The sequence below is a fragment of the Glaciecola sp. HTCC2999 genome (assembly GCF_000155775.1).
Classification (GTDB): Bacteria; Pseudomonadota; Gammaproteobacteria; order Enterobacterales; family Alteromonadaceae; genus Opacimonas.
Window position 1 is genome coordinate 476,611 of the sequence record NZ_DS989810.1, and the last position, 24,252, is coordinate 500,862.

The following is a 24,252-nucleotide window of genomic DNA, read 5'->3' on the forward strand; positions in this document are numbered from 1 at the left end:
TGAGTGATTCATGAACGTGGATAATAATGAATTCAACGACGACGTGGTAGATGTAAACAAAACAGAAACGGGCCTGATTGCCTGGTTTGCAAATAATCCTGTCGCATCAAATTTGTTGATGGGATTTATCATCATTATGGGTTTGGTGAGCTACAATTCTATCCAACGCCAGATGTTTCCTAATGTGGAAATTAATTTCATTAATGTACAAGCCTCCTACCCTGGGGCTGCCCCGCGTGAAATTGAAGAAAGTATTCTGATCAAAATCGAAGAAAGCCTTAAAGATATTACCGAGATAAAAGAAAGCGTTTCGCGCTCATTCCGTAATGGTGGACGTATTAGTTTGCGCATACATCAAGGGGAAGATCTTGCTAGTGTATTAGATAAAGTTAAACAACGAGTTGACAGTATCGGTACCTTCCCTGCCGATATGGAACCGATACAAGTCACACAAGCAGAGTTCCAACAAGATGTCATTGAAATGTCATTGGTCGGTGATATACCACTTGAACAACTCAAACCCATAGCCAAACAAATCGAAACAGAGTTACTCCAACTCAATAATGTATCATTAGCGAATGCATCTGATCCTAGCGATGAAATCGCCATTGAAGTTCAACCGGAAACTTTAAAACAATACAATTTAACCATTAATGATATTACCAGCGCTATTCGTCGATATTCGGCTAACTTTTCAGCCGGTCAGCTCAGAACCGATGCCGGTATCATTGCTGTGCGTGTCGAGAACCAATTATATAATGGCGAAGAATTTCGTAATATTCCTGTCGTCATTGGTGCAAATGGTGGACGAGTGCTACTCCATGAAGTAGCCGATATAAAAGATGGATTTACCGAAGGTGAACGTTACTTTAAATATTCAGGGAAAAACGCAATTTTCATGGATGTTAAAGCGACTAAATCACAAGACACCATTCCTGTCGCTGAATCTGTGAAAGCATACATTACGGAAAAAAATAAGCAGCTACCACAAGGATTAGAGTTAAAAATCTTAGTGGATATGACCTATTACCTTAACGCTCGTTTAGACATGATGTTAGGTAATCTATTCCAAGGCGCCATCTTAGTGGCCCTAATGTTGACCCTGTTTTTACGTTTTAAACTCGCTTTATGGGTGATGGTTGGCTTGCCTGTATGTTTCTTAGGCGCGATGATGCTAATGCCAGTCTTCGGTGTCACTATTAATATTCTCTCTTTATTCGCCTTTATTATGGTGCTAGGGATTGTGGTTGATGATGCTATTGTTATCGGTGAATCCTCCTATAGTGAAGTGGAAAAATATGGCGGCGGCGTGAACAATGTCGTTCGCGGGGCAAAGCGTGTCGCAACGCCCGCTACATTTGGTGTACTCACCACAATCGCGGTATTTGCTCCCTTTACTCAGTCTAGTGGATTTGAAGGCTCATTTTTCTTTAATATCTCAATGGTAGTCATCTTATGCTTAGTATTTTCTTTAATAGAATCTAAGTTAATACTTCCATCTCACATTGCGAGTATTAATTTTAAACCACTCAAAGAAGGCTCATTTCGGGATCGCTTTAACAAAGCCTTCTTCGGTTTTGTGAACGGTAAATACCGTCGCTTTGTTGCTCGCTGTGTGGAATATCGCTGGGCGGTTTTCATGTTCTTTGTTGCGATGCTTTTAGTCAGTATCGGTTTAATTCAAGCTAATTACGTCCGTATGGTCCCTAATCCAAAAGTACCGCATGATTTTCCTTCTATCAGTATTGAAATGAGTGAAACTGTATCGGATATGGCCACGATTGAAGCATTAAAAACAGTTGAAAAAGTCATTTTAAATGTGGAACAAGAAACCATTGATGCACATGGTTCAGGCATGATCCGAGATATTTTGGCATTTAACCGTGGCCGGACAGAAGCACGTATTGTGATACCGCTAGTCGATGAAGAATTACGGCATTATGATACGTTTGAACTAGCGCGTCGTTGGCGCGAGCGTATTCCTGAAATAGCAGGCATGAAATCTTTCTCGATCCAAGATGATGTGAATGGCGGAAATGAAGGGGGTGAATTTGGTTATATGATCTTCGGTTCTGACATTGATACGCTTAATGCTGCTGGTCGTTATTTGATTTCACTGCTACAACAGGAAAATGGGTTATTTGATATCAGCTCAACCATTGACCCTGACAGTAAAGAAATTCGTATGGCGCTCTTACCTGTCGCTGACGATTTAGGCTTAGATATTTCTAATATCGCCCGTCAAGTTGGCTTAAGTTTTTATGGTGGTGAAGCTCAACGGGTAATTCGTGATGGGGAAGAAGTCAAAGTCATGGTACGCTACCCACAGCTCACTCGTGAACGCTTTGCCGACTTAAAGTACACCATGATCAAAACCCCTAAGGGTCAAGAAGTCATGCTCGGTGATGTCGTTGAGTTATATGAAGAACCCGGTATTTCTTATATACGTCGTGAAGAAGGTTATCGCACGGTTTATGTCTGGGGCGCGATTGATGAAGAGGTCGTTGAACCTGATACAGTCGTTGAACAAATTAAAGAGAACCTGTTACCACAAATGAAAGCCGCGTTTCCGGATGTAAAAACACAACTGGGCGGTACGATTGAAGAACAACAAGCGCAACAAGACGAACAAATTATGTTTTTCTATGCGGGTATGATCATGGTCTTTATTTTATTAGCTGTGCCTCTTAAGAGTTATGGACAGCCTTTGATCATCATGTCAGTGATTCCATTTAGTTTAACCGGCGCGATTTGGGGACACTTCTTTATGGGGATTGATTTATCAATGATGTCTACCTTTGGGTTAATCGCGGCAGCTGGAGTGGTAATAAATGACTCTCTGGTGATGACGGACTTTATTAACCAACGGGTCAAACAAGGTTATGCTGTGAAAACAGCTGTTCTCGAAGCAGGTTGTGCACGCTTTAGAGCGATCACCCTCACCTCTATCACTACTTTTGCTGGCGTGTTACCCATTATGTTTGAAACGAGTTTACAAGCATCATTTGTGATACCAATGGCTGTAGCATTAGGTTTTGCGGTATTGTATGCGACCCTTGTCACATTAGTCTTAGTCCCTTGTTTATATATCATTTTGTTAGATCTAGCCTCCCCGTATCATTGGCTTAAGCAAAAAATATCAGGACGCGTGTTGAACGAGACGAGCTAAGCAAACCGTCTGACATGATTTATTTTTCTAGAAAAATCTCAAGTTGTGTATAATAGAACACACTTAAATACTTACATCACTTTGAGATTTTTCGATGAAATTGACTCCTCCATATGCTTTATTTTTAGGTGACGCAACCGATACCTTAGGCTTAAAAATGGCCAACAGTATTGCTACCTGGCGTAAACATCAATGCATTGGCGAAATATCATTACCAGAATGTACCGTCACAACTGGTTTACCTCAATTATCGGTAAATAAAGCAGCTGAACTTGGCGCTAAGACTTTTGTACTGGGGTTTAACAATGCTGGAGGCCATATTGATGCTAAGTACATTCCTGAAATTAAAATAGCGATTCAACAAGGCTTAAATATTGTTAATGGCTTACATGATAAGTTAACTGACATTCCTGAATTAGTGACACTTGCCAACCAACACAATGTTGATTTAATCGATATTAGACACCCCACCACACGCTTTAAAACAGCCAATGGAGAAAAACGAACGGGGAAACGCTTATTAACGGTTGGCACTGATTGCTCTGTTGGAAAAATGTATACCACACTCGCCATTCATACTGCATTACAGGCGCGCCAAATTAATTCAACCTTTAGAGCGACAGGCCAATGCGGTATATTAATTGCTGGAGAAGGTGTCGCAGTTGATTGTGTTGTTGCTGATTTCATCTCAGGTGCAGTGGAGGCTCTGACTCCTAACAATGATGACGCACATTGGGATATTATTGAAGGACAAGGTTCATTATTTCAACCAGCATACGCTGGCGTCACATTAGGGCTTATCCATGGTGCTCAACCCGACGCATTAGTGTTATGTCATATTCTACAACGTGACAAAATGCGTGGGATGCCTAGTTATGCATTACCCGATATCCATGACGCGATTGAATTAAACTTACGCCATGCTCGTTTAACGAATCCAGGTTGCCAAATCGTTGGGATAAGTATCAATACTAGCGCAGTCGATGATATAACAGCTAAAGAGACGTGTTTGCAAATAGCCAAACAAACAGGACTTCCATGCCAAGATCCTATTCGACATGGTGTCACACAAATTGTTGATCAACTTGTGACATTATATTCGGATTAATGACGCTTAGTCACTACAACTGTGAGGGATCAATTAACCCATATTTGATTGCAAATCGAGTTAACTCAAATACTGAAGTTACGCCAAATTTATTTAAAATATTACGGCGATGGACATGCGCCGTTTTTACTGCAATATCAAGTGATGTCGCCACACCTTTCACTTCACCACCTAATGCTAATAATATAAATATTTCTTTTTCACGATCGGTTAGGCCCTGATATAAGCTTAGCTCTTCAGTTTGTGTACCTAAAGTATCACTAATTTGCGGACTATAAAACGTATTACCTTTGGCCACTTCAGAAATTGCCGTGAGCAATAGCTCGCCAGCATCACGTTTTGATAAATAGGCTTTCACACCCTGTTCCTTAGCCATTTCAACGTAATGTGGGCTTTCATACATGCTTAGCACGATCGACTTAACGGATAAACCCAACGCATGCAAAGAAGATAAGAAATCGAGACCATTTTGACCTGGTAATGAGATATCAGTAATGACTAACACTTCATCGTTTATTATACCACTGGAAAGTGCCGACTCTGCGTCATTAAAAGCACCAATGACATTTAATTGCGGTTCTGATGCAATTAATAACTCTATGGCTTGTAATACTAAATCATGATCATCGACTAATACAATATTGATAGTGTTCATTTGAGTTGCAACACATTTTTTATTAATATTCTTAACACTTACGTCTCTATCTAATCAATGTCTGTTGTGGAATAATAACTAACTACAGGCCATAATGCCAATTATTATAGGACCAAAAAATGAAACCGTTCAAACTGCATACTCAACCTTTATTATTTATATTTAGTACATCCGTGTTTTTGTTGTTATCTGGCTGTACAATACAGGATGCAGGTCATCTGTTATATCAATCAGCAGTATCTAATCAAAAGTTTCAATGTGAAGAAGATAAGTTAGGTAACAGCATTGAAGCGTGTAAACAAAATATTGATAATGCGGTTAACACCAAATCACAGGTATCCAATGACAAGCATGTTCATGCTCCAGGTTATGAACCTAAAGACTATATCAACAAACAACTGCAAAAAAACAAATAACCGAATAACAATCTCGAACGGGGTGAAGATAGTATTAGCCTAGCAATACACTTAACGTAATAGCTGTCGTAATGCCATTCACACATAAAGCCAGTGAAGCAAAAGCGCCAGCTTGTTCGCTTAGCTGTACCGCTTTGGCTGTACCGATACCATGGGCGATAGTGCCGAGGACCAAACCATTAACTTTGCCTTCGTTGATCCTCAGTACACGATTTAATATCGGTAACGCCATGACACCTACTATTCCAGTAATGATCACAAATACCGCAGCCAGTCCGGCAATGCCCCCTAACATAGTGGCAGTATCCATCGCAAAAGGAGTCGTGATGGATTTAGTGAGCATCGTCATTTGCCAACTATATTCTGCTCCAAGCACATACAACACACTATATGAAGATAGTGGTGCAAGAATACCGCCAAGGAGAATAGGAATTAATACTTTAAATCCTAACTGTCTTAGTACCGCTAGCTGATTATAAACAGGTAACGCTAATCCGACGGTTAACGGGCCTAGTAAATATGCTACGGGGTCCAAATAGTCCATTACCACATTTACATCGGTATTGATAAACTGCGATAAGAAGAGCATTAAGCTTGTGGTAATGACGATTGGATGGGCGATAATATGCTGTTTTAATAATCTGGCAAGCCGCAAAGATACCCCATAACATAACAGTAAAAGCACAATCCACATTGCACTTATACGGATAACATCCAAGCTTTCATTTAATAGCATCATGATGATTTCAATAAGCGATGACTGAGCCACATCACTACAACCATACTTAAAATGGTTGTTCCGACTAATGCTAGTAACAATGACAACCAATGCGTTATCACATCATCTTGAAATAGCCATACTGCCATAATCGCAGGGACAAAAAATAAAGACATATGCGATAAATATTGTGGAATGGTTCGTCGAATAAAGCCTGGGACCTGCCCTAATACAACAAACAAACCTAATAAAATAAATACCCCGTTAATGGTGGCTGGTAACGGGATCCATTGACTTAACAGTGCGCCACATTCAAACACACCGAGTAATACAGCGATTGAAGCGCAGTGCTCTAAAAAGATTACTCCACGTGAAGGATGAGAATGTGTCGGCTGCACGAATGGTTATTTTACAAGAAATTGAGGAAGCTGTGAGCTATGTGCACATTTGAGCTGACTCATTACTTGTATATACTGACGTAATAACATGTTAATAGCATGTGTTCCGCCGTTTTTACCTAACGCTGCAGCTGCATACACAAATGTTCGGCCTAAAAACGTAAAATCAGCGCCACTCGCCATAGCTGCGGCAACATCAGTACCACTTCGAACCCCACTATCAAACAGTAATTTTATTTGATCTTTATATTGATTATTTAATGCTTGGAGTCCTGCAATCGACGATTCACCACAATCCAACTGCCTTGCGCCATGATTAGATAACACCACACCATCTGCGCCCATATCAACAGCTTTTTGCACATCGGACGGATTGACTATCCCTTTGATAATAAAGTTACCATCCCATTTATCACGCAATACTTTTAATGCATCAAAATCCACCGGCCCCATGACCGTATTATTCATAAACGATGCTAACTGATCGGCAGGCATGTTGGGTGGCATATAAGGTTTTAACGTCTCCATCTCTGGTTTACCGGCAAGTGCAGTGGCTAACAGCCAACTTGGTTTTGTTAGCATCTGAATAATATTCGTCAATGACATTTTAGGTGGCATGGATAAGCCATTTTTTATGTCATTGACGCGATAACCGAAGGTGGGTACATCCACAGTCACCATAATATTTTGATAACCAGACGCTTTGAGACGGTCTAATAAATCTTCACGAGTATTCGCATCAGTCGGGTTATATAGTTGATACCATGCTTGCCCTTCGCTCACTTCAGCAATACGCTCTAGAGATGAAGAAGACACCGTACTTAATACATACGGAATATTCATCTTGGCAGCTGCTTTGGCTAAAATTTCTGGCGCATTAGGCCACATTAGCCCTTGTAATCCAACCGGCGCAATACCAAATGGTGCAGCATAACGATGGCCAAATAAATCAACAGAAGTATCCACATCTACCGACGGAGACAACAATTCGCTGCGTAAACGTACTTGTTGCAATTCATTGGTATTGCGATGTAAACCAATTTCATCGATACACCCCCCTTCTAAATACTCGAATGCAAATTTTGGCATGCTTTTTTGGGCTTGAGCACGCAAACTAGCTGAGTCAGGGAAACGAGGATCAAAAAAATCAGTCATTAAAATATTCCAAATTAGATATGTGTAAAAATCTGCGTTTTAGGTAAACGCGATTTCGGTAAATTAGCATTGAAGTCTTCAGTACTTCGATACCCTAACGCAACTACAGCAATCGGGGCTAAATTTTGTTCGCGTAGCGAAAATTCACGATCGAGCGCGGGAAAATCAAACCCTTCCATTGGTAACGCATCAATGTTCATCGCCGCAGCACTGGTTAATAACGCACCTAAATTTAAATACACTTGCTTTTCCATCCAATGTTGAGTGTCTTTCAGCTCAAACCGATGTAAGTCCACAAATGTACTACGTACTTTGTGATAAGTATCTTTAAAATCAGGGTTGCTGGTAAAGCGACCATCTTGCTCTTCTTGCTCGAGTAATTCAGCTAAATACTGATTATCCATGTGAATTTTACTGCACATGACAATCACATGAGAGCAAGCAGTCACCTTAGGCGCATTATACGCATATGTACCTGTTGCACCTTGGTTTACTCGTGCCTTACCCGCTTCAGTACTCGCGACAATAAAATGCCAAGGTTGCGTATTGACACTAGACGGCGCTAAGTGCAAAACATTCAGTAATTGTACTAAATCTTCATCACATATAGTTTTGTTTTGATCGAATACTTTGGTCGCATAACGGGTTTGCATTGCGTTAGATATGTTCATAAATACCTTTTATATCTGGCTTGAATAAGACTGATGATAATCGGATGAAACATTTATATCTAGGGATTTATCGAATATGAATGACGCAAACGTTTTGTTTGGTAAATACTCATTACAAGGGGAACAGGTTAAATCGTTATGATTATTTAGTCACAATGGGTTTGTGACCAGCAATGTCATAAAACTGTTCTCCTAACGATGATGATACGGTTTGAGATAATATCGGGACGCGGGTGGCATCCACCGCTTGGTTATTCGCCTTTATCGCGACTGAAAAATCAGCATTACTCGACCAGCTTTTATTGCGCGTAGCAATCGATATTTCACCAATCGCAAAGACATCAGTGTGTTGGCTGAAGCGGCGATAGCCACGGTAAGTAAATTGTTCAGCCACATACTGATGACCTAATTGAATTAACTGTGTCATCATTTGATTTAATATGACATTAGGATCATTAGATTCAATTAAAATAGTAAAGCAACGCCCGTGCAATTCAGGACAAAGTGCTGTTTGCGAACTGTGTATATTGGAAGTGCAATATAACTGAATATCAGCCACATAACGTTGTTCATCAACACGAATAGATTGTTTTAGGCGTAACGCCTGACTATCAAATCGACATAAACTTAATAATAATGGTAGCTCGTCTTGTTCCACTGTTGTAAGACCCGACGAGTTTTGCTGTGAGACAGCATCAAGGGTATTGACCAGTAACGGCGTATCATGATGACCATTAAAAGGCGTGCTATATTTACCCGATACTCGATCAAATAAACCAAACAACTCGCGCATTTCATGCTCTTTGGCTTTTTGTAATGCTAACAATGCGGTTTGAATGACTTCAGCACTAGGTAAATTTTTCTCTACTCGCCATTTCCTACCATAAACAATGTGTAACGGATTCAATTGATTATTCGTTTTATAATTATCATGCCCAATAATCCCGACCTGAATAAGCAAGGCATCGTTTTCTTGACTCACAAATATAGGAAAACGCTCATCAAACCTAATATCGTTAATAATGTCACACACACTTTTATAGGTATGTTCGTAACTCAGGTAATGCTGCGGTATACACTCTTGTGAATCATTAACAGGAATAGATGGAGCGCCTTGAATCGGTATTTCTGCATCAGCATATGCTAACGGCAATATCACAGGTGAACGTTCAAACAATGAAGACATAATATGCGACTTTCAACACAATAAATTAGAACACGATAACGATTTAACGACGCATGTAGTATTTGAGATCAGTTTAATTTGCTACAATTGTTTATTAGTTTCATTCTGAGTGATTATCATTACTAAATCTTTGTCTATCACGCCGACCATGGCAGCTCTTATCGCTGTCTGTAGTGGCTATCTCATTGCTCCGTTAGGTATGGCAGCTGTCAATGTAGCTATACCTGCTATGGCTGATGATTTAGGCGCAGATGCGATTAAAATAGGCTGGCTCCCTACACTTTATTTATTAAGTAATGTGGCTTTCATGCTCCCTGTTGGGAAAATTGCTGATAATTATGGTCGAAAAAAAATGTATATGGCCGGATTACTACTCAACGCATTATCCGCATTCATGTGTGCTATCGCGACGCATATTGATTGGGTGTTATTTTGGCGATTCGTTCAAGGTGCCTCTGCCGCCATGATTTTTGGCACCGGTATTGCGATAGTCACATCGGTGGTGCCTTCTACCCGCCGTGGAAGTGCATTAGGCATTGTAGCATCATGTGTTTATATAGGATTAACACTCGCACCTGCCGTGGGTGGTTATTTAACTCAGTACATTGACTGGCGAGCTGTTTTTTATTTTCAAGTCCCTATTGTCATAGTCTTAGTCATATTTATTCACTTCACCCTAAAAGGTGAATGGGTTAGCCCAGACAAAACTGGGTTTGATTACACCGGAGCAGTATTATTTGGTACATTTTCCACATGCTTTGTGATTGGATTATCTATGCTGCCTGATGTATTAGGCATAGTTTTATCACTATTATCGCTGCTATCACTGCTGACGTTTATCTGGCATCAAAGTCAGTCTGCATCTCCCCTCATCCGTGTTCAATTATTTAAAGAAAATCGTGTATTTAGCGTCTCCTTAGCAACCTCCTTTTTTATGTACGGAAGTAATTTTGCCCTACTATTTCTATTGAGTTTGTACCTGCAATACATTAAAGGTTACACCCCATCTTTTTCTGGAAAAATATTACTATTACAGGCGTTTATGATGGCCATTGTCGCGCCGTTTGCTGGCAAATTATCCGATCGTTTCCAGGCTAGAGTCGTTGCCTCAATAGGGTGTGTGATTGCGTTATCGGGCTATATCATCATGCAGCAACTCGACCCCAACACGGATGCCATCGTGGTCAGTATTGCGCTGGCATTAATTGGATTAGGTTTTGGGCTATTTTCAACACCCAATAACAACGCCATTATGAGTGCTATTCCAACATCTCAAGTAGGAGTCGCTTCTGCGTCAATGAACTTAGGCAGAACCGTGGGTAATCTAGTTGGTATGAGTATTATCAACTTAATCATTCACTTTTATTTAGGTAATCAAATCATGTCCACACAAACCCGTCCTGAATTGATGTCATCTATATCAGTGGCGCTTACCATGTCATTAGTCTTTGTCGTATGTGCTTGTATTTTATCGATCATGCGCGGGCGACAGGTTTAAACATAGCTGTAGCGCCTATTCATTTAAGTGAATATTACTGTCGAAATTCGCGAGTTAAGTAAGAAATAATCTTAGATACAATATTGAAATTTATGGCATTATATAACCATCTAAGCCATGAAATTTGAGATAGAATTTGAACCAGGCAGTAAAACTTCCTCAAAATCCAATGTTATTGCATTTGATACTCATTATATGTATCACTATTTTGGAGTTTTCTTTTTTTACCGCATCATTTGGCTATTCTGTTGTTACTGATTTTGCCATTTGGTATTTCCCCTTAGGTTTCCATTTTATTTTATTTTTAGTCTTGCCGTTTAAATTTTGGCCGACTGCACTTATCGCTCTAGGGATTGGTGCTGGACTCACCATGTATAATCAAGGATCTATTTATTATGACTGGCTCAAACATTTTTTATTAACCTTAACTATCAGTATTCATACGCTACCGGTTGTATTCATTGCGCAGAAAATGATTCAAAAGCTCGACATTTTTTCTTTGAAAGCCATTGTGACGCTTGTGCTGTTTGGCATGTTATCTCGTCTAACAAATATCGGTTTTCACTTTTTATCAAATACATCGGTATACGATAAAATCCCCGTTAATGAAAAATTTGGGATGTTTTTACAACATAATATTGCAGCATATCCGGGCATACTCATGGCCATCAGCGTATACTTTCTATATCAGTGGTATCGCCATTCCACACTTAAGTTTACAAGGAATATGTTAGCGTCAACAATCCGTTTAGCTGTTGCCCTAACTACTCTCATTGTATTGTTATTTTCTATCTCTGTTACCTCTCAAAATATATTGCAATTAGTATTGATTTTACCGATTATTTGGTTTGGTTACCGATATAGATGGGTAGCAAGTATTGTTAGTGCACTTTGGATAAATCTAGTGTTATTGGTGTTGCTATATAACACTTCACCTGAACAATTAGTCGCTTTTCAACCTTTTATTGTATGTTATTTTTTGATTGGATTAGTCACTGCTGGTCTACAGATAGACCATAACACTATCTATGAATCACTACAGAAACACCAAACACAACTCAAATTTAAATATCATGAATTAAGTCAAACCAAACAGCAGTTACAAAGCATGGCAAAAGAAATCATTGCCGTTCAAGAAATAGAAAAAAAGAACGTATCACAAGAGTTACATGATGATGTAGGACAAAACATTACTGCTCTGCGACTCGCCATAACGATGCTTGAAAAAAATGAAAAATTAACTGTTCAAGACAAACATTCAGTGCATGAGCTAAAAATAATGACCGATGAAATTTATTCAAACGCTTATGATTTAATGTATTGGTTAAGGCCTCGGATGGTAGATGATTTAGGGTTAAGTGCGACATTAACCGGTCACTTTTTCTCACTTAAGCTGACCCAAAATAATATTGAATACTCTCATCAGGTCAGTACTTCAGTCGATCAGCTAAACGACACGATCAAAATCGCGATTTTTCGTATTGTGCAAGAATGTGTCAACAATGTTATTGAGCATAGTCAAGCCACTCAATGCCATATCAACTTACACCTCTATGCCAGTATTATTAAGTTAGAGTTTTTTGATAATGGTATTGGTTTTAACCAGAATATACTCGACCAACCTTTACGTGGTGGACTGTTTAATATTCATAATAATATGCTAGCTTTAAACGGTAAGTTATCTTTATCAAATGAAGAAGGAGCCAGAGTGTATGTTGAACTCCCTATTGAGCGCTAAGTATTCTTCGTCATTACTTAACCGCAATATAGAATCTAGCGGCGCGTATCCTGTATACATCATATTGCTTGTCCAAATAATCATTTTATCGTTAGCGATGCTGATAGATACACTATTAATTACACCAACGCACATCCCATTATTATCCTGTGTAGTATCCGTTGGTTATTTTTGTTTTATTCTTTATCCCAAGACTCATTGGCGCTTAATAGCCTTCCCTTTTTTGTTGTTCCATTTCATTGCCAATCAACCTGTGATCAATAATTTTTTGCATTCACTCTACCTATCTATTTTCACTCTGATCATAATCATTTTTTTAGCGCATTTAACACATAAATTATTGCGAGGAAAAGAATCATTTTCCCTCCCATTTATTCATGTCGTAGTGGGATTCGGCGTGTTGTTATCATTGAGTTACCAACTTGTTTATATTGCCACTGTGATGAATCCCCCAATATTTGCTGCTATATCAAACCAATGGGCATTTTTCTCTATGGGCCAACTAGTTGGTTTCATCATTAGCTTTAGTATTTTGATGATGATTTTGATGTCACAAAATCAATATGCATACGGCATGAAATTGCTCACAATAGAGAGCTATATCTCGCTAATAATGATCACAATATTAACTATTCTCACATTGTTTTATGGTGGTGAACTAGTACATTACTTAAGTATTTATTTAGTCATCCCTGTCGTTTGGTTCTGTTATCGATATCGCTGGTGGGGAATGTCATCATTCACAATAGTCATTAACTTTTTTACTATTATGTTTGCCATCAGCAATTCGCATTTTTTTAATATCGACACTAATATCTCTTACGATGACTTAATTTGGTTTTTGTTAGCTCTCAATTTATTTAGTTTATATATTAATGCGATGGTATTTGAATTAGATGAAATCAAACGAGTCAATCGTAAAAATCAAGTGTTAATGACGGCTCGCAATGCAGATTTGATTGAAGTAAACACACAAATCAAAGAGTTAAATCGCCATCTTATCTCCGCACAAGAAAAACAAAGGCAACAACTATCCAGGCAGCTAGAAAAATTAATGGGTGAAAATATCAATGCACTTCAACAGTCAATTACAGTGCTTGAAATGCGAGCTAGCTTTTCACAAAAAGAAAACAATCCTTACTATGCTATTAAAAAATTTACTAATATTATCTATCTATCTGTTTATGAACTTGTTAACTGGCTTAGACCTGAAACGCTTGAGCGTTTAGGTTTAATTAACACCCTTAACAGTAAATTATTCAAAGACGCATTAGCATTAAATAATATACGATATGAATTTGAACTAATTGGTGAACATGCTGAGATCGCAGACGAAATAGCCTTACCCTTGTTTAGAGTCATTCAAGAGTCTGTAAGCAATGCGATTAAACACTCTAAAGCGAATACTTTTACAGTCAAATGTCAATTTAACGATTCACATTTGCAACTTTGGATTGAAGATGATGGTAATGGCTTTGACAGTGATAATGTGAAACGCGGATTTGGCTTAAGTAGTATGAAAAGTAGAATAGAAGCCATAAATGGGGAGTTTTCTATGACATCGACTAACGGAGTATCAATTTATATTAACACTCCGTTATAGTTTAAAGCTTAATTTTCTGGTTGATATAAATTTGCATTTTTAATGCTAGCAAAGTCATTAAAACGCACCCCTTGCTCTTTCATTATTTTGTTTATTTTGTTGCTAATAAACTGTCGAATATAGAAGGGTTGATTAGGCACATAATGATGAATAGTGTGGGTTTTACCAAAGTTGAAACAGAATAAATGAAATATGCTGAACCATTTACTGGTTAACACTTGTGTTTGCTCATATAAATTATTTACCCCACCATAGTAATGCATTGATGATGTAACTAGATTCAATGACGTAGAACGAAGTATATTAGGCAGTACTACCACCACCATTAGGAACTCCAATACGCTCATTATTGATAAAACATAAGTTGGTACCACGCTGGCTAATGGGTAAAACAAATTAACTAAATGGTAGCCAAGCGTCGTATACAACACAATAAAATACGCAGTTGTGATTGGGAAACCTGCATTAAATACTTTAGAGAAACTAAATCCTTTAATTTCTTTATTAAATGTTGAACGGTTAAGAACCAGCCCCATTAAACCATCAACGATAACGACAGCGCGTAAAAACGGATTTTTAATGCCATTACCCACTAAACGCTCTTCGAGGTCTTGTTGTGTTCCTGACGTAATATGGTGATGCAAATGTATCTTACGGCGGAACCATGGATTTATCGTATTTGGTCGCATTATCCATACGGTTAACATCATTGCATTTTGGATGAACGGTGTTTTAGCAAAATATTGGTTATGAATTAAATCATGTTCAAGTTCATGTGAAATGGAAGCCACCATCGCAGCGAGAATAATACAAAGCCAAGCGGGAATTATCTCGAGGAAATATAAATACCCCAAGCCAACCATCATCACAAAAGACATGACAGTTAGTAGTAATCCAATTGTATTTTGATGAGCTAAAACAGGAAACCTCGCACGGATTTTAGCATCTTCTGAGCGAATAGCGCCGACAATCGCTCTAATTTTTTGCTTAGCGTGTGAATCAGTCATAGTGAAGCGTTTCCTGTATGTTTAGTTAGCAATATATACGGATAATTCAAATCCGAGATTCATTATATCTAATTTTTTTTTCATCACAACAACCACCCTCCATGACAATTCCAGCGTAATGGCAAGCATACGCTACGAATATGTGTGTCAGTCATTACCTTCTCAAAGATAAATAGGCTTATTGCAGTGAACTGTGATGTATGACAGGATATCGACCAAAATATATTACACATAAATGTTAGTATGGAATAACTTATTTAATTTCGATTAACAAAAGGAAAATTATGAAAGTCATTGTGCTAAATAGCCTTTCTCATTCAGGATCGACTGTCCTTTCAATGGTCTTGAGTGCATCTCAAAATGCTATTTCATTAGGCGAAGTTTATCAAATTTTACGAGATGAACCGTCAAAATGGCTGGATAACAACGAATCTTGTAGTTGTAGTCAATCAACAGAACATTGTGATTTTTGGGGCCCTGTTTTACGTCACATACAAACACATCAAATACATGATATCAATGAACGATACCAATATGCCCTACAATACTTTACAACCCATTATGGTGATGACAGTATCTTAATAGATACTTCAAAAGGCGATAAACATATAGACATTTATCGTCGCATTAAAGTCGATTACAAACTGATATATCTCTTGCGTGATGTACGTTCCTTCGCTTTTTCTCAAAGTAAAGTCGCTGCCCGACAAAAAAGAAAAGGACTCAAGAAAATTAAAGGCCAGGTATGGTTTCAGTTTTTAAAATGGTATTTTGGAAATAAGAAAAGACTAAAAAAATTGGAAAACACAACTATCAAATATTTCCAGATGGGATATGAAGATTTTTGTTTTAATCAAAATAACCGACTCAATGATTTATGTGACTATTTAGACATACCATTCGACCCTGAATATCTTTCGATGTCGAATGCTAAACATCATGTCTTAATGGGTAATCCTATGCGTCATCAAAAAGATAAACAATCCGCTATAAAATATGATTCATCTTGGCTATCTGATACAAGAAATGCTGTACCTTGTGCTATCTTCCCTTTTATTATTGCTTACAATAAAAAACATGTTTATCAAAAGTAACTATGCATTGCTAATGTTCAGTAAAGATAAGCTCAATGGGATATTATGTCATACCTAGACGTCTGTGAAACGTTGTTCTAGGTAAGTTATGATGGCTGATGATTCATACAGCCATTCGACTTGCCCCTCATTCTCGATGCGTAAACAAGGTGTTTGTATTTTACCGCCCCCTTTAAGCAATTCATCACGATGAGGTGAACCTTTTGCCACTCCTAATGTGCTGATGGGTAAATTTAACTGATGCATTCTGCGGCGAGTTTTAATACAAAACGGACAAGCAAAAAATTGATATAAGCATAGATTTTCGAGATCAGCTTCTATTTTTTGTTGAACCTCAGGACTCCGTTTTAATTTTTTACCCCGCGTAATCAAGTCAAAAAATACTAAAATGCTGCCGATACCATTACGAATTAAGGAAATGATTAAACCCATGATTACTTCTTTTGTAGTGCTTGTGACAATTTATACTAGTATACCGATTATTCGACAATAATTTAATATCGCAGTACTAAACTCTAACCATTTTCACATGCATTGTGATACTCACGCTTAATTTACGCCATATGACACTTAAAAAATTGCGCAAATAAGCACGTAGGATATACTGATTTTCTTATTTCCTAAAACAGTCACTCATATGTTCTTAAATGATATCTTGCGTCGATTACGCTTCGCCCTTGGCCTTAATAATTCTGCCACGATTAGCTTATGTAAACTGATGGAGTATGAGCTAGATGAAAGTTATCTAACTAACATGATGAAACGCGATGACGAAGATGGGTTTATGCCTTGTCGGGACAAAATTTTATGTATATTTCTAGACGCTCTCATTATCAAACATCGTGGTAAGCAAGACGGGCCCTTACCTCCTTATTTAACTTCTGGACAGCGTTTAACGAATAATGACATTTTACGAAAAATAAAAATTGCGATGAATTATCAACAAGACGATATGCTGACCATTTTAGAAAGCATTGGTTTTCCAGTAAGTAAGGGAGAGCTTACCGCTCTATTTAGAAAACCAGATCACCGTAGCTATCGAGAATGTGGTGACCAATTATTACGTAATTTTCTAAAAGGGATGGTCAAACGCCACCGCCCAGATGCCGCTAAGAAAAGTCACCAAACGTTTAATTAATAGCTTAATGTATTTGCGCTGTAAGGATTGTGGATTATTCAGTATAAAAACACGTATAAATTATTCATTGCTAAAACTAGCGACCTATTAATTTGGTGCTAATATAATAGAAATAATATCTATTAAATATTACACAAGCTTAAAAGGTGCTTGATCTTAAAAAATGCCTACCTTATATAAGGAAAAGAAGTGATGGCAATTAGCATATTCAGTTATTCACCTATATGTGTCCCTCTAAATTGGCAAACAGAATGCTTAATTAATTCAGAAGAAAGATTCCCATTAATCAAAGAATTGTTAAGTGAAGATACCTCGCTAAGTGTAGTTGAAAACTCTTGGGCCATGGGATATGGCAATTTAACCTGTGACAATTTACCCCTACTTTATCAACCTGCAGCAGTCATTAAACCTGCTAATTTACTGGCAGAACCTGACGTTATTGATGGTGCCGTTTATTGTTATGATAATTGTTTAGCAATATTATTTATTGAGCTCAAGATAGAAGAAAACCTGGATTCTTTAGACGATAGTAACATTACGCAGCGTATTGAAACGTTATCACAGACCTTCATCAGCCCCATCCTCGAGCGGCTATATTATTACCCAGGCGGGGGTAAGTTAATTGCACCACAAAAATATCAATTCTTTGACGATACAAAAGACACACTATGTAACGCAAAACCATTATGGGTAGCCAGAACACTAGTTAAACATCCAGATATAGCAGAAACGGCTTATTTTTCATGGCTGAAAAATATTGATGAACGTTCAGATTCGCTTCTTTTAGGTTCAGGGAATTCGCTTATTCTAGACAGTGAAGCAATCCAAGATGTTCATAGAGTAATGATTTTGTCGCAATTCCAATCAGCCTTAATGGCACGTACAGAGGATTTATTAAAGCGAACTTTAAGAGAATTTAACTCTGCCTACTTTAACAAATCAATGGTGAATCAGTTAAATGAAGGAATAACAATTCATCAACAGCGCAATGATCATATAGAGTTTATTAATATTCAATTTTCGGCATCAGTTGCAGGAGTGCAAGGTATACGGCGTAGTTTACTCAGCCAATTTCAAGCGGCTTGGTTATTTGACGAACAGCAAGAGCGAATAAATAAATTATCCTCATTAATCCAAGAACGCTTAAATCGCTCTATTAGCCAACAACTGAGCAAGCAAAATCGTGGCATTCAAACTTTACTGACTTTTTTGGGCTCATTAGGGCTGGTAGGTTTAGTGATTGATTTAATTTCACTCAATGCGTCTACTGATCATGTAAAAACACACGGTTTACTCGATATCGTTTCCTATTTTTCCACAGAAAACTTACTCAGTATTTCACTGCTTATGATAGTTGTATTCACTTGGTATTTTTATAGAAACTACAAATAACATACAAGGTTTAATGATGTCTTTAAATACGTACAATAGTAAGCATGAAGCGGATAGTTCTGAAAGCAGAGTACGTTATACCGTGCTTATATCGTCTTCAATATTTAACTACAAAGAAGTACTTGCTTATATTGGGCCTAAATTAGGCGCATATTTTGCTGGTGCGTGTTGCGAGCCTGTTGATGGTGTATGGTCAGCAGACGGGGCTGAAATAAAAACACGTTATGCCGATGGGAATGTTGAAAACGGCATGCGCATTACTGTGTCGGTTGTGTCAAATGAAGCCCAAACAAGCTACTTCAACATACAATCTCTCATTCAAAAGATGAATGTTGATTTGCATCTAGGGTTAAATTGGGTGCATGTTGAGGAAGAAACGGTAAAAGCAAAGCATTTTTCATTAATAGATTAAATTACTTAGATGCAATCATCAACCCCGCAAATGTATCTGTTCTTGCAGGAAGCGGTCTATGTGGCGTGATACATAAATGCGCCGGCCTTAAACTTGAAGAGAAATGCAAAAGTATTGGGAAGCAGGAAATCGGCAATGCTATTGTTACCCCTGCGTTTGAATTGTCTAATTTAAAAGGAATAATACATGCTTGTGGTCCTTGATGGCTAGACGGTTCTAAAGATGAACCGTAGTTATTAGCATTAACCCATCAAAACATTATTACCGCAGCGCTAGCACACGGCTTCAGTTCAATTGCGATACCCGCCGTTTCTACTGGTGTATATAGATTTCCTGTAGATGTTGCGGCCGATGTGTATCAGTATCTCCTACCAGGGAAACAGCTAAACGAATTGCATCTTCAAATGACGTAGTCTCTAATGCTGCCACTATTGCTTGAGGCACTGAATGAAGGGCTCTTTCTGTTCGTTGATATTTCTGTCTAATGGAGGCAATAGTAAAATCTAGCTCGTAGTTTTTGCTTATAGCCTGCCTGATATCTTTCACTGGCAATCCTTGCCTAGCCAAATAAATAGACTCCACAACTGGCATAGCAGCACTCATTCCTTCAGGATGATTGTAAGTGATTTCTGTATAGTTATCAGATAGCTTTAACGCTTCATCCGAACTGGTAGCAATAAAAGCAACAGAACAGGCCCAAGGGTGCATACTGATTTGTCAGTCTGTCGCTCACCCCAAGGATAAAGATGCGATTAACAGATGGTTAAGTGAGCGTTATCAGAGATAAATATAGGTTTGTTGTCACATTAAATATAGATTCATAACGATAAGCTAAACTCGATTGTAATCTCATCACTAGTATCGTGAGACGTAATACAATAGCCTAACTAAACCAAAACCTGCCTAGCATCGTTTAAATAATATATATTTCGCTAGAGCTTATAATCCATGAAAACTAAATCGGCAATCACACGCTCTCTAATAGTTAGTACAATGATTACTCTTATTGCGTTTTCACAACACGCAAAAGCCAATCTCATTGACACAGCCATGGAGACGACCCTTGAATATCAACTGAATTCTGCCTATCACATCAAATCGCGCCTACAGGAATACGCCAGAGAAACTTCAAACCAAGCTCTATACGATGTTGTTGCAGCAACGACCTTAGTGTTTTCAAACGAGTTAAGCCTAGATAGTGTAGCTTTTGCCAGTGCTGATGAGCGGAGAGAAGTACATATTTCTATGGCATTTATACGACATTTGACAGCCTTTGTTAAACTTACACTTAAAGAACCTCTCACCACTTACAATAGTAATAACACAACTCTTTATGCTTACCAGCAAGACCTGATAAATCACGCTATTACTGATATTATCTTGCACGAATTAGGGCATCACGCCTTGGATTTATTTTATGGACAATACACACCACCACGCTATGTACCCCAAATGGAACAACAGGTAAGTCAATGGACGACTCGCATGAAAAACAATTTAGAATTAGATCAAAACGAAATGGGTCGATTACTCACGTTATTTTCGGTACTTGATCACAAGCTTGCCGAAAGTAAAGCTAATAACGCAATGACGCGCACTGTCAAAAACCTGCAAAATAAAATTGATTACGAATGCTTAGATGCTTTTAGTGAACAAGCTGAAATGTTATGTGAAAATTTAGCGGATACACTTTATGCAGAGTACGCTTTTACGAATGGCAATGATTAACTTCAGGGCAGCTTAGTTGAGGGCCCATATAAGTAATATTCTCTAACCGATCTTTTCCGAAAATTTAATTAAACGTGGATTTATTTGTGGGTAAAATAAAAAACCCGTCAACAAAATCAACGGGTTAGTTTTAAATTTGGCGGAGAGAGAGTGACTTAATAGCCTATATATGCCTATCCTCTGCGTCAAAGACATTGATATACAACGATTTCTCTAGTGTTGCAGATGTTCGGTTCACTGTCAAAGGCACATAAATGTCTACTGTTTTGTCTACTCAGATAAGCCATGCGCACATTTAAACTCAACAGACTTCACAGCCTAATTAGCCACACCGCTTCCAACTGATAACAATCAAATGTATGTGTAGACTAAATAGGCTGCCAAAGCCTCTGTAGGGGGCGGGAGGGGTATTCATTGGCTGTTTTTCAATGGGGCTTTATAGATTTGTAATAGGATTTGTAAGAAAAAGTCTTAGAGACAAGGTTTATGTTTGTTGTTACTTTTAAAAAAATGTCTATAAATGGCTTAACCGTGTTACAAAATTTTATTTAAGGATTAAAGATATGTTCGTTAGCATAAATGAATACGCAAAGAAAAATGACTTAACAGTCACAGATGTATTAAAAGAAATAAAAAATGGTGAACATCAAACAAAAGAATCTGAGCATGAAACACTGATATTTGTTAGTGATGATTTAGCGGATTTGTATCATGATAAACCTGTTAGTAGCGCTCCCAATAAAACTGAAAACTATACACAGGCATATGGTATTGTTTGGATAAATGTTATTTTTGGATGGTTAATTTTCATTGGTGGCTTTATAGCTATTTTTGTTGAATCATTTCAGACGGGGGTAGTCTTCTGCTTAATTGGCTTGTTCACGGTTGGTTTTGGTCAAATATTAAAAGCGGGTCTTGATTCTGCAATTAACATAAGAAAAATAAAAGAACATCTTTGTACTAAATGAGAATTGATTGGTATCCAGCTTATCCACATCCTAAAGTTATCTCGATAGCTAGACAGCTCTTTAGCTATGTTCCAGTGAGAACAAAAGGTGTTAATAAACAAGAAAGAGATAGCAAGCTAAACTTGATATGCATGCAATTTATCTCCGCCTTGTATTTAAACCATCATCAGGCTGATAAGAATAATCCAGTCACTACATATCTATCACCAAAACACTTTAAGTATAAGAACCCAGTAGCGGAAAAGCTGCCTTATCCTCATGGAACTTACCTTGATGTATATAACACGCTCCTAAATCTCAAGTAGGTCACTCAACAGCTCGGAGAAAAAGGAAAATCACTCACCCTTATAAAGCCTACTGAGATATTGAGAGATAAGTTTGATGAGATTGGCTTCTTGTGGGCTGAACAGGCTCTTAAAGATGATGACCAGTTACTGATAATGAGGGATGTTAAGCTTGGCAAGAATAACAAAAAAGTAAAGTATTCAGTCCCAGTGCCGGATTACCCCCTTAAAGAACTACATCTAAGCAATCTAAGAAAGATTAATAAGGCGCTCCTTAGTCATTGCTTTACGCTTGCAGTTAGCGATGATGATTTATTAAAGGTTAATACTAAAAAGCCTGATGAAGTCGACTTTAGTGGTTTCGGTATAAGAATCCTTTATTCAATGGCGGGTGCTAAATATGAAGGTAAAGACCCTTATGATCTAAAATTAAAAGCCTGGAAAGGTAAAGGCGACCCAAGACGGAAAAAAATTAAGAAGGCATTTAATGCGTTAATTAATGACATTGATGGGACGTTCAAGCTCTCACCTAAGCAAATTACTTTGCTTGGAATGAACACGAAAGCGCTTGAAGAAAGAATCAAAGTAATACACAAGCCAATAGCTGATTTACTAAGAACCAGGGATGGACTAAGAGCTACTTATATTGATTCCACAATAGCTGAACACATTATGTTAACAATGATTAATGACGATGCTATCACACTGACGTGGTCAACATATTTCGGACAACCCAGTTAAGCAACTTTTTGTAGTTTTACCATTTCCTGCTCATACTGATTTGGGCTTTGATACCCCAGATATGAATGCAGTCTATAGCTGTTATAGAACATCGTGATGTAATTCAAGATATCCTGTTGTGCTTCGTATCGAGTTTGGTAGTTTCGCCAATGAACCCGTTCGTTTTTCAAGCTGCCGAAGAAACTTTCAGCAACGGCATTATCCCAACAATCGCCTTTTCTGCTCATGCTGCCAACTAGGCCATGAGCGTTAAGTAATTTACGATACTCGTGACTGGCATATTGCGAGCCACGGTCGGTATGCACAATTAATCCTTTCTCTGGTTTTCGCTGCCATATTGCCATTCTCAGCGCGTCAATTACCAGCTTTGCTTTCATCCTTGAGCTCATGCTCCAACCAACGATTTTACGCGAGTACAAATCAATCACGATGGCTAAGTACAACCAACCTTCTCGCGTCCATATGTAAGTAATATCAGAAACATACGCTTTGTTAGGCGCATCCACAGTAAACTCACGATTGAGCACATTATCAAACAACGGCTTGTTATGGTTACTGTCTGTTGTCACCTTATATTTCTTGCGATAACGAACCCACACCTTGGCTTCAAGCATTAGCTTCTTCGCCTTTTGGCGACTCACTGGATAGCCTAAACAATTCAGGGCATGCTTCATTCTGCGGCTGCCATACGTGTTATCACTAGCGACAGCTATCTTTTTCACCCACTCGATCATATCAGCATGAGTAGGGTCTATTTCTTGTTCTATCTTCGCCCAACGGTAAAAGCCGCTGCGCTTCACCCCTAACAATTGACACATTCTGTCAACGGGATAGGTCTTCTTATTTTGGGCAATGAAGCGGTACTTTACTTCATTTCTTTGGCAAAAAAGACCGTTGCTTCCTTTAAAATGTTTTTGTCCATTTCAAGCTGGCGAACCTTTGCTCTCAGTTGCCTAATTTCTTCTTGCTCTGGCGTCAGCTTGCCATTACCACGAAACGCCTGACCATCATTATCTTGTTCGTGTTCTTTCATCCAACGGGTAATCAGATTTGGATTAATCTCCAAGCTTCTTGCCGCTTCAGCTCGACTGAACTTCTGATCAACCACTAGGCTGATAGCGTCTAACTTAAATTCTTTTGAATATTTTTTTCTAGCATTCATAATGCACTCCA

23 protein-coding genes and 1 pseudogene are annotated in these 24,252 nt (G+C 38.2%); 14 read left to right on the forward strand and 10 right to left on the reverse strand.

Annotated features, from left to right (window positions below; translation table 11 throughout):
* The first annotated feature begins 10 nt into the window (after positions 1 to 10).
* Together G2999_RS02050 and dgcN are read left to right on the forward strand one after the other, a co-directional pair.
* Positions 11 to 3,169 carry an efflux RND transporter permease subunit gene (locus tag G2999_RS02050; protein WP_010178223.1) on the forward strand — a complete coding sequence of 1,053 codons (3,159 nt, stop codon included), beginning with the start codon at positions 11 to 13 and terminating at the stop codon, positions 3,167 to 3,169.
* Positions 3,170 to 3,263: 94 nt separating this feature from the next.
* Positions 3,264 to 4,277 carry an N-acetyltransferase DgcN gene (gene dgcN / locus G2999_RS02055; protein WP_010178224.1) on the forward strand — a complete coding sequence of 338 codons (1,014 nt, stop codon included), beginning with the start codon at positions 3,264 to 3,266 and terminating at the stop codon, positions 4,275 to 4,277.
* A 13-nt stretch (positions 4,278 to 4,290) separates the two neighbouring features.
* Here dgcN and G2999_RS02060 read toward each other — a convergent pair whose 3' ends face one another.
* On the reverse strand, positions 4,291 to 4,932 hold the full coding sequence (locus G2999_RS02060) for a response regulator transcription factor (protein WP_010178226.1): 642 nt from the start codon (positions 4,930 to 4,932) through the stop codon (positions 4,291 to 4,293).
* A gap of 119 nt (positions 4,933 to 5,051) precedes the next feature.
* Between G2999_RS02060 and G2999_RS02065 the strand changes: the two genes are divergently transcribed.
* Entirely contained in the window at positions 5,052 to 5,348 is a 297-nt protein-coding gene (locus G2999_RS02065) for a hypothetical protein (RefSeq protein WP_010178227.1), read from the forward strand.
* Positions 5,349 to 5,382: 34 nt separating this feature from the next.
* On the opposite strand, the gene G2999_RS02070 is transcribed toward G2999_RS02065, so the two are convergent.
* From G2999_RS02070 to G2999_RS02090, 5 genes are all read right to left on the reverse strand, one after another.
* On the reverse strand, positions 5,383 to 6,117 hold the full coding sequence (locus G2999_RS02070) for an LrgB family protein (protein WP_156780186.1): 735 nt from the start codon (positions 6,115 to 6,117) through the stop codon (positions 5,383 to 5,385).
* Complete coding sequence (locus G2999_RS11620) at positions 6,084 to 6,464, reverse strand: CidA/LrgA family protein (protein ID WP_010178230.1); 381 nt, start codon at positions 6,462 to 6,464, stop codon at positions 6,084 to 6,086. Before G2999_RS11620 ends, G2999_RS02070 begins: the two co-directional genes overlap by 34 nt.
* Before the next feature lie 6 nt (positions 6,465 to 6,470).
* Positions 6,471 to 7,619 (reverse strand): alpha-hydroxy acid oxidase, encoded by a 1,149-nt coding sequence (locus tag G2999_RS02080; protein ID WP_010178232.1) that lies wholly within the window; start codon positions 7,617 to 7,619, stop codon positions 6,471 to 6,473.
* A gap of 14 nt (positions 7,620 to 7,633) precedes the next feature.
* Positions 7,634 to 8,290, reverse strand: a complete 657-nt coding sequence (locus G2999_RS02085; RefSeq protein WP_010178234.1) for an oxygen-insensitive NAD(P)H-dependent nitroreductase NfsB — start codon at positions 8,288 to 8,290, stop codon at positions 7,634 to 7,636.
* A gap of 142 nt (positions 8,291 to 8,432) precedes the next feature.
* Complete coding sequence (locus G2999_RS02090; protein ID WP_010178236.1) at positions 8,433 to 9,476, reverse strand: hypothetical protein; 1,044 nt, start codon at positions 9,474 to 9,476, stop codon at positions 8,433 to 8,435.
* A gap of 148 nt (positions 9,477 to 9,624) precedes the next feature.
* Between G2999_RS02090 and G2999_RS02095 the strand changes: the two genes are divergently transcribed.
* The 3 genes from G2999_RS02095 (at position 9,625) to G2999_RS02105 (ending at position 14,315) form a co-directional block, all read left to right on the forward strand.
* A complete protein-coding gene (locus G2999_RS02095; RefSeq protein ID WP_050751014.1) occupies positions 9,625 to 10,974 on the forward strand; it encodes an MFS transporter in 1,350 nt (449 codons plus the stop codon).
* A 208-nt stretch (positions 10,975 to 11,182) separates the two neighbouring features.
* Positions 11,183 to 12,712 carry an ATP-binding protein gene (locus G2999_RS02100; RefSeq protein ID WP_198006073.1) on the forward strand — a complete coding sequence of 510 codons (1,530 nt, stop codon included), beginning with the start codon at positions 11,183 to 11,185 and terminating at the stop codon, positions 12,710 to 12,712.
* 397 nt (positions 12,713 to 13,109) lie between these two features.
* Positions 13,110 to 14,315 carry a sensor histidine kinase gene (locus G2999_RS02105; protein ID WP_198006074.1) on the forward strand — a complete coding sequence of 402 codons (1,206 nt, stop codon included), beginning with the start codon at positions 13,110 to 13,112 and terminating at the stop codon, positions 14,313 to 14,315.
* 8 nt (positions 14,316 to 14,323) lie between these two features.
* On the opposite strand, the gene G2999_RS02110 is transcribed toward G2999_RS02105, so the two are convergent.
* A complete protein-coding gene (locus G2999_RS02110) occupies positions 14,324 to 15,322 on the reverse strand; it encodes a fatty acid desaturase (protein WP_010178244.1) in 999 nt (332 codons plus the stop codon).
* 284 nt (positions 15,323 to 15,606) lie between these two features.
* On the opposite strand from G2999_RS02110, the gene G2999_RS02115 reads away from it, so the two are divergent.
* Entirely contained in the window at positions 15,607 to 16,416 is an 810-nt protein-coding gene (locus tag G2999_RS02115; RefSeq protein WP_010178245.1) for a sulfotransferase, read from the forward strand.
* 54 nt (positions 16,417 to 16,470) lie between these two features.
* Here G2999_RS02115 and G2999_RS02120 read toward each other — a convergent pair whose 3' ends face one another.
* Complete coding sequence (locus tag G2999_RS02120; RefSeq protein WP_010178246.1) at positions 16,471 to 16,848, reverse strand: glutathione S-transferase N-terminal domain-containing protein; 378 nt, start codon at positions 16,846 to 16,848, stop codon at positions 16,471 to 16,473.
* Positions 16,849 to 17,053: 205 nt separating this feature from the next.
* On the opposite strand from G2999_RS02120, the gene G2999_RS02125 reads away from it, so the two are divergent.
* The 4 genes and pseudogenes from G2999_RS02125 (at position 17,054) to G2999_RS13810 (ending at position 19,771) form a co-directional block, all read left to right on the forward strand.
* The gene (locus G2999_RS02125) at positions 17,054 to 17,554 is read left to right on the forward strand and encodes a DUF1456 family protein (RefSeq protein WP_010178247.1); all 501 of its coding nucleotides are present in this window, start codon (positions 17,054 to 17,056) and stop codon (positions 17,552 to 17,554) included.
* 192 nt (positions 17,555 to 17,746) lie between these two features.
* Positions 17,747 to 18,946 (forward strand): hypothetical protein, encoded by a 1,200-nt coding sequence (locus G2999_RS02130; RefSeq protein ID WP_010178248.1) that lies wholly within the window; start codon positions 17,747 to 17,749, stop codon positions 18,944 to 18,946.
* 16 nt (positions 18,947 to 18,962) lie between these two features.
* Positions 18,963 to 19,358: a hypothetical protein gene (locus G2999_RS02135; RefSeq protein ID WP_010178249.1), complete on the forward strand. Its 396-nt coding sequence runs from the start codon at positions 18,963 to 18,965 to the stop codon at positions 19,356 to 19,358.
* Between the two features lie 65 nt (positions 19,359 to 19,423).
* Positions 19,424 to 19,771, forward strand: a pseudogene (locus G2999_RS13810) (macro domain-containing protein).
* Here the strand turns inward: G2999_RS13810 and G2999_RS11625 are convergent.
* The gene (locus tag G2999_RS11625; RefSeq protein WP_010178250.1) at positions 19,671 to 20,066 is read right to left on the reverse strand and encodes an ADP-ribosylglycohydrolase family protein; all 396 of its coding nucleotides are present in this window, start codon (positions 20,064 to 20,066) and stop codon (positions 19,671 to 19,673) included. The pseudogene G2999_RS13810 and the gene G2999_RS11625 sit on opposite strands and share 101 nt — an antisense overlap.
* A gap of 285 nt (positions 20,067 to 20,351) precedes the next feature.
* Here G2999_RS11625 and G2999_RS02145 point away from each other — a divergent pair, with 285 nt between their 5' ends.
* From G2999_RS02145 to G2999_RS02160, 3 genes are all read left to right on the forward strand, one after another.
* Complete coding sequence (locus G2999_RS02145; protein WP_010178252.1) at positions 20,352 to 21,086, forward strand: hypothetical protein; 735 nt, start codon at positions 20,352 to 20,354, stop codon at positions 21,084 to 21,086.
* Positions 21,087 to 21,649: 563 nt separating this feature from the next.
* Positions 21,650 to 22,054: a hypothetical protein gene (locus G2999_RS02150; protein ID WP_010178254.1), complete on the forward strand. Its 405-nt coding sequence runs from the start codon at positions 21,650 to 21,652 to the stop codon at positions 22,052 to 22,054.
* A gap of 365 nt (positions 22,055 to 22,419) precedes the next feature.
* Entirely contained in the window at positions 22,420 to 23,079 is a 660-nt protein-coding gene (locus G2999_RS02160) for a hypothetical protein (protein ID WP_010178256.1), read from the forward strand.
* On the opposite strand, the gene G2999_RS02165 is transcribed toward G2999_RS02160, so the two are convergent.
* Positions 23,076 to 24,241 (reverse strand): IS3-like element ISApr1 family transposase gene (locus G2999_RS02165; RefSeq protein ID WP_076611658.1). Its coding sequence is split into 2 segments (ribosomal slippage): positions 23,076 to 23,995 and positions 23,995 to 24,241, totalling 1,167 coding nucleotides; the frame shifts between segments, so codons are not numbered across the junction. The two genes, G2999_RS02160 and G2999_RS02165, sit on opposite strands and share 4 nt — an antisense overlap.
* Positions 24,242 to 24,252 lie beyond the last annotated feature (11 nt).